The 13613-nt window shown below is 40.7% G+C and carries 8 protein-coding genes; 1 reads left to right on the top strand and 7 read right to left on the bottom strand.

Features of this window, described 5'->3' with window-relative positions:
• Positions 1 to 303: 303 nt before the first annotated feature.
• The 5 genes from ELAC_RS11595 to ELAC_RS03080 form a co-directional block, all read right to left on the bottom strand.
• Positions 304 to 867: a hypothetical protein gene (locus ELAC_RS11595; RefSeq protein WP_143406422.1), complete on the bottom strand. Its 564-nt coding sequence runs from the start codon at positions 865 to 867 to the stop codon at positions 304 to 306.
• A gap of 406 nt (positions 868 to 1273) precedes the next feature.
• Positions 1274 to 1699, bottom strand: coding sequence for a YidH family protein (locus ELAC_RS03065; protein WP_098037817.1), 426 nt, complete (start codon positions 1697 to 1699; stop codon positions 1274 to 1276).
• A gap of 225 nt (positions 1700 to 1924) precedes the next feature.
• Positions 1925 to 2527, bottom strand: coding sequence for a hypothetical protein (locus ELAC_RS03070; protein WP_098037818.1), 603 nt, complete (start codon positions 2525 to 2527; stop codon positions 1925 to 1927).
• Between the two features lie 485 nt (positions 2528 to 3012).
• On the bottom strand, positions 3013 to 4989 hold the full coding sequence (locus ELAC_RS03075; RefSeq protein ID WP_098037819.1) for a DUF2075 domain-containing protein: 1977 nt from the start codon (positions 4987 to 4989) through the stop codon (positions 3013 to 3015).
• 156 nt (positions 4990 to 5145) lie between these two features.
• Positions 5146 to 9636 carry an AAA domain-containing protein gene (locus tag ELAC_RS03080; RefSeq protein WP_098037820.1) on the bottom strand — a complete coding sequence of 1497 codons (4491 nt, stop codon included), beginning with the start codon at positions 9634 to 9636 and terminating at the stop codon, positions 5146 to 5148.
• Positions 9637 to 10587: 951 nt separating this feature from the next.
• Between ELAC_RS03080 and ELAC_RS03090 the strand changes: the two genes are divergently transcribed.
• Complete coding sequence (locus ELAC_RS03090) at positions 10588 to 10959, top strand: hypothetical protein (protein ID WP_098037822.1); 372 nt, start codon at positions 10588 to 10590, stop codon at positions 10957 to 10959.
• 199 nt (positions 10960 to 11158) lie between these two features.
• Here the strand turns inward: ELAC_RS03090 and ELAC_RS03095 are convergent, their stop codons facing one another.
• Together ELAC_RS03095 and ELAC_RS03100 are read right to left on the bottom strand one after the other, a co-directional pair.
• Complete coding sequence (locus ELAC_RS03095) at positions 11159 to 11836, bottom strand: GIY-YIG nuclease family protein (RefSeq protein WP_158227794.1); 678 nt, start codon at positions 11834 to 11836, stop codon at positions 11159 to 11161.
• Between the two features lie 773 nt (positions 11837 to 12609).
• The gene (locus ELAC_RS03100; protein ID WP_204250527.1) at positions 12610 to 13269 is read right to left on the bottom strand and encodes a nuclease-related domain-containing protein; all 660 of its coding nucleotides are present in this window, start codon (positions 13267 to 13269) and stop codon (positions 12610 to 12612) included.
• Positions 13270 to 13613: the final 344 nt, after the last annotated feature.

Raw genomic sequence — 13613 nt, forward strand, 5'->3', positions numbered from 1 at the left:
CCTTAGAACCATCGATTCCGCGGGTAAACTTAAGTGTATCCGATGTAGGACAGGTAAAGAGGTGCCAAAGGATAGTTAAAATCGCGCTAGCTTTTGGGAGCGCTGCGGAGATTTGCGTGGAAAGGGCATTGATCTTCCGATCAGTTGTTCATCTTATAATACCTACGGGTAATATCCTTTTAGGCATCGAAAGCGCCTGGCACTGCAACTTTTCAATAGCTCAATTACTTCCCAGATCTATAAAAAAAAAGCCCTGTCCCCGCAAGGACAAGGCTTCAACGACTATTTCATAGAAATGCCATTTTATCTGCTTGCGCACATGCCGTTAGAGCAGCCTCCGTTGCTGTCGGAAGTGGCACTTCCGCAGACTTTGGCTGCACAATCAGCAGGCGGACAATCTAGACATGTTTTCTTCATGTAAGTGCAAGGCACGTAGCAGCATTTTTGTTCACACACAACTTTGTTCCTGCATTTTTCCACTGGAACGGTGTAGTACTCAGGTACATATTGGCAGTAGGTTTGAGTGTAATATTCCGGCACCATTCTGCAGCATCTTTTTTCTGTATATTTGGGCACGTAGCGGCAGCAGCGCTTGTATTCGCAGTAAGGCTCCTTAACGCATCGTTTCACTGTGTAGTAGCGAGGTTTAAAAGTAGTGACTGGACAATAACACACACAGGGCCCCGATCTGTATTCGCAATTGGGATCGACCTCCCCAGGGTCGTAGTAACCGTTGCTGCCGGCACTCACTTCATTGATGTTTCTCATCGGTTGCGTGTTACCATTGTTTGCGTTAGCAGCCGACGCTGCGTTATGTGACAATACACCGAGGACTAGGGCTACAATAAATGCGAATCCTTTACTCATATTGACCCCCTTCTGATTGTTGAACACTCCGTTCTTTCCTGTGAAAGTTGGTGAGTTCCTTCTCAATTTCCGGTATATAAACAATTTTATTTCATTTCAAGAAATTTAATGGTGGTTGTGTTTTAGTTATTAGTGTTTTTGTTTGAAAGTTTAAAATTGTGGTTTACTAACTATCTCACTTGAAAAGGTATTTAAAAGCCTTGTTTCTCGGCTCTCGATTTGACGAACTCTTTTGTGTAAATCTTTTGAGCAACGGGTCGAATTTCGCCGATCACGGAATACGCTCTTTTTGAATTGGGAGAAGTTGGAACGAGCTGGAGGGCTCTAGTATCGACCGTATTGTCAATGTGGCTACAAGCCCATTGAACGCAGCTGCTCGATCATTGACAAGGCGTCCTGGCCGTCGCTACTCAGAAGCTAAGACGTGACTGTTTAGATAGATAATTAGGAAAATTCCGATCAGAAAGACTGAAAGTGTAATCATGATATCCAGCAGGATGGAGGCTTGGAATGTATTGGTCTCGATTTGCTTCTCAACTTTTTTGTATTTGACAAAGGCGAGCAGGCATATCAGCACACCGAGAGCTACAAGACATATCCCGAAAGCGGAGGAGTGTCTTTGAAGTGAGTGGGAGGCGTCTCGGAGGATTGGCGAGTTGGAGTTTCCAAGCAACAGACCCATCTGATTGATAAACAGGCCGAATTTTTCGACGACAAAGCCAAACGCCATGATACCAATACTTGTCCTGATCCACGCAAGAAAGGTTCTTTCATTCGCCATATGATCTCTGGCGTGGGAGCTCTTGACCGACCGATCTTCTTCACTGCTCATTTGCAATCCTTATCTCTTTGCCAAGACCAAAATTGGGGGACACTTTCGGCTATAACTTACACCGATGTTTTTATAAATAAACAGATAGTGTTTTTTTGATAAGAGGATATCACCTGAATAGCCCGGATGGGCTTCAAAAGGATCATGAAAGGATGACTAGCTTGTTGCCGGAGGTGTAATAACTAGGAACGTTATTACACCGCTTGGTGAGTAATCAAATTTACTCTACATCCCACCGGGTGGGTTGTACGTGCCATGCCAGCCTACAGCTACTTTTCCTTCATAGGTAAAGTAGTTGTCTCCTCTAGGTATGGTGACTTCGGTGCCGCTATAGAGCACCGAGATGTTTTGCTCTGCCAGATGCTTTAACCAGCCGGCGGGGAGTACCCTGGGCTCTTCGCCCATATCCCAAGGAGCGGATAGTTCGACGGACTCGAGTCTAACACTTGCGTCACCCGCTTCCGGCGAAATAGGAGTCGGTTCACGTTGCTGCGGGGATCTTAAATTGCCTTCAGACACCTGCACGGCGAAACGGATGTTTTCAGATGATTTTGCGAACAGCTCTCTTACCGACCTCGAAAAGATGGCTAAGCACAAAGTGAAAATCACGAGCGCAACGCCTAAACAGCCTCGTTCGAAACGCTCCAATGCTGAGAAAGGACGTTCTCTTTTTTCAATGATACGATACTGACGCCCTTGGTAGTTGGAATCTATCTGGCGGCCCTTCTCATCGACAAGCCTGTCTTTACTGTTGAATTTTGCTGCAGAAACCCACCCTTTACCCGGTGTTATCTCGCTAGAGTCGTTGATTATTTTTATGACTGGCATTATTGACCTCTAATTAAATGATAAGCGCAGAAAATCTATCATACAAAACTAGTTGCGTCAATCTATTAAAACGACAGTTTTCAGCTATCTTCAGATCTCCAATCCGCAATTTGCGTTGTTGACTTAGCGCAGGCCGAGGTAGGAAACATTAAAATTCTGCAAGCGCCTTGGAATGAAGATTTCTTTAAAGAGTTGAACAATTTCCCCGAAGGCACGCATAACGATATTGAGTATTCCTTATCAAAGAAAGGTGCGCTCAAACTCCCTGAGTCCATAAAGGAGATTGTTTCGAACATAAATGATTGGGTGAATGGCAATATCCTCTGGTAGTGTAACACTTCGTCTGTAAATTCAACCCTGCTATGTCCTTCGTAAAGTCGAATTGCAGAAAAAATGTTACATTACCGCTACAAGGGACTGGCTGAGGTATTGCCACGAGAGTTCTCAAATTCGGATTAAAAAATCTTTGCACTTAAAAAATGCGCCTAATTGAGTTCTTGAATTCCTATCGAAGCTAAATAGTTATATGTATGGTCATAGAAAGAAGGAGGTCTTGTTTGATCTTCCTGGTCTCCAGGAGGGATAAAGATTACCATTCCTTGCCTTGCACGGGTGAGCAATACGCGGTATGAGTTTTTTAGGTAGGTTTGAGCATTTATATCTTTGATATTTTGCCAGGAGGTTCCGCGGAAGTCTTTTGGTACCCATTTTGAGCCATCATGTCGTAAATCGGCATCCCACGATAGACAAGTCCAGTCAAGCTCCAACCCCTGAATATCGAATTCAGTAGCAACGTCTTCAAGATAGTATGATGAGCGGATATCTTCGGAATGATTCAAGAACCAATGTGTTGGATCTACTTTTTGCTTAACGTTGATTCCGTAAGGTTTTAATCGGATTGCACTCGATGAAGCAATAAGACCGTAGCGTTCTGAACCACGAGCCTTTTGCCTGAGCCATTTCTTTGCTTTTTGAAGGCATCGTGTAATTACGATGGGGTAATTTTGCTCAAACTCATGATACAACCTTTTTGCCGTATCCACTTCACCGTTTAAAGTGGCTGCAACGAAGGTAGCGACCTTTTCTGATCTAAATGAACGTATACATGTATCCAGATGAAGTTCATCAACAAGGTTTACCCTGTTTTTTATCGTTTCCGAAAACGGGTTTTGAGCTTGCGCATATTCTTGATCGACAATTTTTGATGATGCGTAAATAGACCAGTGGGGAAAAGATTGTTCTAGAGCCTTAAACCACTCTTGGATACCAGCCTCTCCTTTGTTGATTTCCTGACCACCGCCAATTAAACAGATAATTGTTGCCCAATCCTGATGACGATCCATCAGGCTGATTAAAAACTCAGGCTCTGACTGGTTAAACGAAGAGATTCCCTTTTTGGTTTGCATGAAGTTCTTTGTTTGTTTTAAGTCCCAAGCTCTCTGAGCTTCGTCAAAAATGACTACATGTTCTTTTGGCTGCTCTTTGCTTTTTATTCCCTCATCTCTAAATAGGTGTATGTTTTGTATGAACAGTCTCGCTTTGCGAAGAGACTCTGCTTTGCTGATCTTTGTGCCTTTTTTTTCGAGCATCTCTACTTCGTTTCTCGCAAGAGCTTCTTGAAGGACTTTTACAAGAGGTCCGTTCCCAGAGAGAAAAACAGCATGTTCTGAATTCAGTACATCTCTTGATGAACAAGCAAGGTTGAGTCCAGCTAAAGTCTTTCCCGCTCCTGGAACGCCCGTTAGAAAGCAAATCGATTTGATCCCATTTTCTTTTGAGTATCGAATCACTTCCGCGATTGACGTTGCTGTTTTAGAGAGGTTAAATGCACCAGCATCTGAACGAGAAATCTCTTCAACACTATGATTTTGGTATAGTGCCTGAGCTGCTTCGATAATTGTAGGAGTCGGCGAGTATGGGGAGTTAATCCAAAATTCGGCAGTTATATCTGGTTCTTGGATCTTTGATGTACACTCTAAGATGATATTCTTAAGTGATTGACCATTGGTAAGAAGCGGTTTTGCAATCTTGTCAGCATAGAATTCAACCTGAAATGGTTTGTCGATAGCTTCGGTGGAAACCAATATAGGAATGATGTGAGCCTGGTGGCTAGCCAAGTGAAAGTTTTTTAAGTCCAGCGCATAATCCATAACCTGAGTTAGTGCATGCGCGCCATACTTTGTTGCGCCGACTTTGAACTCTAAAGCGAAGATAACAGCGCCAGATATGATGACGCAGTCGATTCGTTTACCCATCCTTGGAATGGTGTATTCAAATAGAATATGTCCTTCAATACCGTGAAGCCACTCTTTCAATTTGATGATTTGAGTTTGCCACGCATTCCTCTGCATTTCTTCTAGAGAAAAACTATTGCGGCTTGCTAGTTCGCCGAGAATGAAATTTTGATCTTGCTCGCAGAACGCTGATATAGTTTCTGAATAAAAATATCTTCGGGTTTTCATTGTATTACTTTAATCGAATAGAAGGTTGATCTAAGGGCCTCGACTGGATCGATTTTTTAAGGAATTAACCGTTCTCCATGCAGGAGGGAGATCTTTGAAAAGTATAAGTTTTTTTGATCACAAAAAATAAAGTGCGCATTATAACACCTTGAGTAGCTAGTTAGTAAGGACCGTTTCATTCTCGGTAAATTTTTCAGGCCAAGCTATAAGTTCTAATTCTCGAACTAGAATGTGATTACTACATACTTGAGATTCAGGCTCCTGTCCTAATCGCGCTATTCCCATGTCCTCCAATTTATCAAATATTGGTTTCATGGCTTCCACAGGATTTCGAAAGAAGCAGGTGCCTCTGATTCTTGCGAACTTCCAGCCAATCCTCTCTAGGAGCGCTTGTCTAGCTAAATCTTCATCACGCTTTGCAGGCGGGTGCCAACGATCTCCATCACATTCAATTGCAAGACGGTTTGTTTCTCCAACCACAACTAAATCTATACGATGATGTCCAACTTGCCATTGAGATTTTACTCGATATCCTTGTTGCGCAAGGAATTTCATGACCTGAATTTCAAAAATCGAATCCGCTTTTGTAATTTCAGTTTGAATGTTGCAGGAGGCGGCTTGTGGGTTTTGTGCATGCAAGATTAGATCTCTTCTAATATCACCAGGTTTAAGATGAGAGTGGGGATCCATCGAATGCATTACCCATAATTGATCTCTGGCCCGACTTGCAGCAACATTAAATCGCTTTTTATGCCCGGCAAATGCCCCCTCTCCTTTTTTTCTTAAGAATGAGAGTTCATCATCCCCCAAACTATCCACAAGCGAAATGAAAATAACATCCCGTGCATCCCCCTGGAATTCTGCGGCTGTTCCACAAATGATACGGCGGTTGATGTATTCTTTGGCTGGGAGTTCGGCTCTAATTTTAGTATCGATTAGGCGAGCTTGCTCATCACCCAGAAGAGAAATAACCCCAATCGTGGAATTTTCATAAGCAGGGTGTTTTGTCATAGCGAGGATTAGTCGAGCTATTGCACTGGCTTCGGCATCATTTGTTTTTCTATGACATGTCCCTTGCACTCTATAGGCTATTGTTGATGGCTTAAGCGTAGAGGAGAACTTTTCTCTTAGAGGAAGAATTTTGCCGTCATATGATAATTGATTCGAGAATTCGATAATTTCAGGAATGCAGCGAAAATGTTCTGTTAAAACGATTGTTTCTCCAAAGCAACGTCTTGCCAAATCATAAATAGAGGTCGATAAATCGAAGAGCTCTTTATTTGGTATACCTTGCAGGAAAATATCTATAAGATTTTGTATAGGCTCTTGTTGGACACCTACAGCCTCTGGGGTAGTTTGCTCGTGGTCTCCGACGATGATGGCTTGATCTGCCATATATAATGGAATAAGAGCCGTTAGGTTTGCCTGACTTGCTTCATCAATAATCACTACATCAAATTTTGTTGAGGCAGGATCGAAGTGTTCCGTTATTGCATGTAAAGGCATTATCCACACAGGAGCTGCCTCTGCACTGATTTCTAACTCTCTTTTTGCAGCCTTTTTTAATTTCAGCAGGATTGTCTTGATCCTTGTAGATAATATTTTCTTTTGAAGTTCAAGCCACCCAGAAAGAGATTGCTTTAATTCAGGTTTCGATTTGACCTTTCGGATTTGCCTTTCCCAAGTCAATTTCTCAATGAGCTCAATCGTCACATATCGAATTCTTTCCTGACATTTATTTAGAGTTTCTTGAAGTGTGTTGAAATCTTCTTTCTGCCTCTTTTCTAGCTCGGAAGAAATTCGTAACCATCTCCACGCGTTGATAAGATTACCAGGTGGTTGAGGACTATCATGTGGTGGTATTCTATTCTGAATGGCAGCTGCCCAAGAAGGGATTATTGAATCAATTTTTAATAGAAAGAATTGTCTTTTCTCGTAAATAGGTTGAAGGTCTAGCAATTGAAGTAAATGCTTGTAAGATATCCTGTAAGCATCAATATCACAATCTTGTACAGCTTGCAGAAAGCGTAAGCTTATACCTTGGCTCGATTCTCGGAACAGACGAGCGATGGCTTGTAGTTCGCTTTCTAAATCGTGTAGTCTCCTGCGGCAAAGTTCTGATGAAATAATTTCCGGTAAATGTTCGGCAACTATTTCTTCAATCTGAATATAGTCTGCCAGAATAGATTCTTTGCATGGCACACGGCTTTCGATTAAAGACCAGTTCAATCCTTCTTCACCCAAAGATCGAAGAATTGGAGACCATGTTTTTTTGTACCAATCTAAACATCTCCTTATCTCTGGTATTATTGCCTGACAAGCTATTTCAGGTTTAGATCCAAGCTCAGCAAACAGTTTCCCCCCATGGCTTGCAATCAATTGATTCCAAAGATGTGCCAATTCTCTTCTCGCTAACCTGAGCTCAAGTTCAAGGCCTAATGCTTCGAAATGCTCTTTTCTATGTGGTTCACCAGACACTACGCGTGATTTTTGGAGGAAATTTTTCCAGTTTCCTCTCATCAGAAGGGTGAGTAGTCCCAGTTTATTACCGTTACAAACGTAGGTATGGATTTGCTTGCAAATTTCTAAGAAGTCTTCATAGATGATTCCATCATCAAAAGTTGGTTGAAGATGCTCTTGAAGTGATAATCGATGGGCGATGGTTGAAGTACGTTCTATTCTATCGCACAGTGTTTCCCACAGTTCGAGACTTTTGTCTCCTAGTTTACCTGCTTTGATCGCGCTTGGACGCCATGTCTGCTTAATTAGATTTTGACTAAATTCGTTAAAGAGTCGCTCGGCTAAATCGTTAAGTGAACGGTAATTTCCATTGATCTGATTCCAATACTCTTTATGCTTTCTGAGGTCATTTGATTGAAGTGCACGATATTCTGTGATTAAAGCAGCAAGCGCATCTGGGGCAGGTATGTCTTTTATAGATGGCAAACCAGCCTGAATTTCTAATTCTTCCAGTTGAGTTAACTTGTCATTGGTAGAATATAGAAATGATAATTCATCTTGAGTGATAGGCAGTTGAGAGTTTAATCCTGCAGCGCCAGGTATCCAATCATTTCCTTCACGTGTTTCCGAGGTCTCACGAGCGGCATCACTAGGTTCTAGTTCGTAACCATCTATCTCGAGAGGAGTGTACTCTGCATTGATGATCTCTTTGATGCGCCCACGCAATTCCTGTTCTTGGACTAGCAGTGATTCACGTTCAATTTTTAGGGTTTTAATATCAGAAAGTATCTGATCAGGATCTTGCTCTGTTAGTTTTTTATTGACTGCATTGATTGTTTCTTCGAGTTGTCTTCTACTTTCAGCATCATTACTGAGCACGGATACACACAAGGATTGTAGAGGAGCAGGAACTTCTTCCTTCAAAACTCTTAATGCTTTTTCTGTGTGACTGGTGACCAGGATCCGTTTACCTTGTGCTAAAAGATGGCCGATCACATTTCCTATAGTATAGGTCTTTCCTGTACCTGGGGGCCCTTGGACGTGCACCAGTCCTGTATTATTAAACCGACGGATGATATTAATTTGCGCGGCGTTGGCTGGTTTGGCCAAAAGTATATCTGCTATGTCATTCCGGCAGGATGTGGCTTCAGCAGAATGTGTAAAGTCACTCGTAAATTGTGTGCTTGGATCATAAACCCCCGCTATGGTTGCGAGTGATTTTGGAAAGCATGTAGTTTCTTCAATATCTTTGAGGATCTTTTCAACAGCAAGTCCATACGATGTGTTGCGCCGGTTAGAAAACAGAAAAGGTTCTCTCCACATTCTTGGATGATCTTTTTCACCTTTTGCAGGGGATTCTAAGAATTCTCCATTAGTTGGTGATAAGCTGAGAGCAATAGTTTTAAGAAAAGCCGTTGTATCATCTCCTCCAAGAGGGTGATATTCGGATTCGGCCAGTTCATCAATCCTGGCTTGGAGAAGTTTAAAATCTATCTCATCAATGGCCATTAAGAGGGATTGATGTATTTCAGAAGGACGATCGGAATTGATTAAAGTAAATGCTGGAATCGCCGGATCAAATTTAAGTTCGACTCTCTTTAATAAAATTGGATGATGAATGCCTCCAGATGGTAGAGACCAATTTAATAGGCCATCACCAACTAACAGTTCAAGTTGTCCACCTTCTTTCTCAAGTAAGGCAAACTGTTGATAGAGCCTGTCAAACAATTCCAGTGCCTGGTTTGCTCGCGTTCTCTCTTCCGCCCAGACAGCGCGAACAGAGCACCACTTTTCAAACGCTTCTATACGTCGAGGGCATTCATCGAAGCGCTCGATAGCTTTTTGATTATCATTAACCAATCCTGTTGGTTTTGTTTCACGTACCTGTGGTAATTGCGAACAATCATTCCACCCAGCAAACAACCAATCTTGTATCGATTCTGGAGGGGATGGGCAATGAAACAGTGTTGGTCTTCTGATTTCTAAAAGTGGTTGTTCATTTTCTTCATAAGGGGGCAAAAAGCGAATAGATTGATGATCCGGTAGATTACTCAAAGGTAAAGCGAAAGGTTGTTCATGTATTTGTCGACAAGTTGGGAATCGTTGGTGAATTAGAGCCTTCAAGAAACAGAACAATTGTTTTGCCCTTTTACGAACGGGATCGAGACTGGTATTTGATTTGTTCATTTTTATAATTTTTCTTTCTTGTGTTTTTTATTGATAGTATTTTGTGGTTATGTCTATTATCTATCAATCATATTTTTCTTAATCTTTGGTGGTTGTGTTTTATTCAGTCATTTTGAGTAATTAAAAGGTGGAACCAATTTTTTAAAACAAAGATGTACTTATTGCAGAGGTGAAATTTGGAACTAAATTATAAAAAAATAAGAATGCTTTGGAATTTCGCGTTTTGGCCATTGTGCATATGGCAGATAATAATGAGTAGTGCTGACGGATGGAAAAATGTAGGCTACTGCTGTGAAGGTATTGGGTTTGTGTTTGGGCTGGTAATCGGAAATTTACTTCTTTTTGTAGCTTTATATCAATTTTCTTATCAATGTAAAGGAGTTCGATTACTTGCCTATCTAATGATGATCCTCTCATGCAATATAATTTTTAGTCTCGCTAATTTTAAAGTGAGTTTGTTGACTGTTAGTGACATAACTTTGAAGTCCATATTCTTATTTTCATGCTATAAACTTTTTTTGTTAAACACTGTATTGACCTATCGCGTAAAAACTGAAATTACTGATCCCGAAAAGTTGTAGAATAAAATTTATAAATAATTTCAGTAATTGGTTGCGTGTTGCGAGGGAGATTTAAGACTGGATTTACAGAGGGGTAGGTAAATTAACAGATGACTCTCTTTTAGAGTTTGCATCCGATTCTTTTGTCGAGGTGAAAAGCTTAGATTTAATTACACCTCTACCGTCATTTCTGTCAGTAAACGATCTCTTGCGATGGTCTGGTCTAAATATAAATAATCTATGCTTGCGGTGTCGATTTTGTAGAAATATTGTCACGTATTCTACCATATCTAAGTCGCTATTTTATCTATAAAATCTGAGATTGCTTCCTTGGCTACAATAGGTTGTTGTTTGCTTGATCATTAATTATTTAATTTAAGGATTGTTTTTTATGGTTAATTTCTTGGTTTCTATAGTTGGATTTATTTTCTTGAATATTCTATTGTTCTTCGGACAAGAATGGTACCATAGTTCTGACGTCAAACGGTCAGAGTCTCTTCAAAAAGTTATAGAACTACAGCAGCGCGAATATATCCGAATAGAATTACAGCTTGAAAAGATAAAAAATGAAGCTGAAAAAGCACAGAGCTTGCAAGAATATAATGATCTACAGGATCAGTATGAAAGTCTATATAAGAGATATGATAAAATTATTGATGAACACAACAGGAATGTTGAGGAGTGCAATAGATTAATAAAAAAATCCAGCACAAGATACTACTTGATTCCGATTCCACGTTTCTTAGGGAAGAACTCTAAATGAAGGTGAGTGTGACATTTTAAATTAGAAAACAAACCCCATTTCTGAAGTTATCCCTACAAAACCGGGCCACTAACTTGCAAGTTAGTGGTCCGGTTTCGTAGGGACAGCTGCATTTGGCGAATTTAAAATTGTCGTGATCTTAATCTAAATTTAGATTCTTAGGTGTGAGGATATCTTTAATCACATTTTTCACGCTCGTTCAAGGGGGTGCCAGCTGCGTCTTTCCAATCAATACGGCCGGGGGGGGGGGGGGCCGGCCGTTGGCGGATCTTCCTTGAACAACGCCTGCGGCGGTTGAAGGGGAACCAAACGAGTGATCGCAAGTGAATTCGTAATATCCCTGTCCTGAGTCTTTAAGGACACCTCTGTCAATTAACTCCATACGCTTGGCTTTAAGAGATAGGGGAAACGATGGGGTTTCTTCTAGAGATGCTCTAGAGCCTTTAAAAACTATAAATCCGTCGTCTGTTAGCACCCCTTTAGCTAGGGTACCCTTAGAGTTTTTGATGTGTAGGTAGTTGTCGGTAGAAACTTCGTTTTTGGAAGGTATGTCGAGAGACACTCCAAGTATTGGAAGGCAAAGAAGAAGTTCTGCTAGAAAGCCTTCCGCAACATCTGTATCCATTTCGGAGAGGGAGGGGGCTTTGGGGGTGTTTTTATTGTGGATCTTGAAGCGGCTTGTTTTTGCTGCAAGGCTTAAGAGGCGAGACTCTAGGTACTGTATAATCGCTTTGTTCAAGCTCGAATCGTTAGATGTAAACGCGATTAGTATATCCCAAAAATCTTTGTTTGTTTGATGCGAGAGCAGGCGAGTTATTAGAGGGTCCCCCTCTCCAATGTAAAGCTTTGGATCGAAGTCTAAATCCCCAAGCAGCATGTAGACACCTGGTTTTTGGAGTTCAGCCCTACTTTTATTATGGCTAAAGCGGCTTCTAGGGATATAAAGCCCAACTCCGCTCCAATTTGATTTTGTGATGATTTTCAGGCCACTTGGGTGACCTTCTGCCACGTGAGTGTAGATTACAAAGCCGCGATTACTCATTGATACCATGAAATTTTATTGTGTTAATTGAAGATTATAATGCCTGTATCGATAATAAGTCATGTTTGTATTTGTTTTAGTTGGGTTGAGGTGAGGTGAGGTGTGTTTGAGATTGAGTTTGTTATTAACGGATAAGAAGTGCATTTTCTTTTGAATTATCCAATACCATCCAATTGTTACAAGTAAGAGAATGAAAGTTTTGATCAAATGCTAGAGGAATTTATTGGTTTTGTTTTGGTGCAAATGGTTCTTTGTTGCGGAATGCTCCCCATTTAGACCGAATCACCTAACTTGCCCTCAAGACATAGGAGTAAGACTAGGCGTATGACTGAATTTAAACTTATTACCTCGGTAGAAAGAAGAAGGCGATGAACTCTTTCTCGAGGAGAAGCGTCAAATCATCCAGGAAACTTACCAATCCGGCAACTGGAGTGCTCCCCATTTGGCCCACCAGTGGCTCACGGGTTTTACCTGATCTGCAAATGATAAAAATGTATGCAAAAGTTGTAACGTGCCGACGTTTCTATCAGAAGGGTTGCTTTGTATTTTCATGATTTGATGTTTAAGAAAAGTTTTTGGGCGAACGAACCGTTCTGTATGGACTAAATCTATCGACCAAATTTTTGGGCCAAATATGACTGATGCTCAACATCGGTTTTTTGTGTTAATTCTAGACGCATATACTCTAACCGTCCAACACAAAACTGAACACGATTTAAGCTTAAAGCCTCGTCTGAATATTTCTCTATGGTAGGAATTAATTCTTCTAGGTAGCACACGTTGTCAATTTTGGGTGTTTTAAATAAAGACTCACCGCTAAAAACAACGATACTATGGATAAACCTTGCCTCCACGAAGTCAAAAATACGTTGGATCTCTTTGACATGTTTGTAATTTTGATGGATTGGATTTTGAAATGTATATTTGTTTTTATAGATAATTTGAGCCCATACTTTTGATTTGGGATTGCCAAATATCCAACCTTTATAATGCTTGGTCTCGATTACAAATATTCCTTTTTTACTAACTAAAATATGATCAATCTGGGTAGTAGAGCCATCCTCTAAACGTAATGTAACACAGCTTAGAACGTGCGCAATATTATTTTTACAATACTCTTCTAAGGCGCGCCTAACCTGTGCCTCACCGCTATTTTGGACTCTCCATCTCCGATACGTCCCGATAGTATGCCCTATGATAAGACCTATAGCAGGCAGCATACATAAACAAATAATATTTAAATTTTCTCTGCTTAGATTATCGAACACTTTTGGACCATGGCAAATAAATGAAGTAATTGAGACTTGAACTAGAAAAACTATAGTTTTATTTTTTACTATCTGAAAATATGGCGTGGAAAAACTATACTGGAAAAATGATCTTTTCGTCTATATCCGTTTTGTGTTGTTCAATTACTTGCTGTGGTTATTTGCTCCTGAAGTAATTACGGCTTTGCCTGATTCTATAATGATAAAAATACATACAAAGCTGAAAAGTAGATGTCTATCCTTCAAGGGTCGAAAAAAACTGGATTTGGTGATGAGTTTAGAAATGTAAGAATAGATCCCTGGAGTTTCCCCTGTAAAACCAGACCACTAACTTGCAAGTTTTC

Origin of the sequence: Estrella lausannensis (genome assembly GCF_900000175.1) — a bacterium.
In the GTDB taxonomy this organism is placed as follows: domain Bacteria; phylum Chlamydiota; class Chlamydiia; order Chlamydiales; family Criblamydiaceae; genus Estrella; species Estrella lausannensis.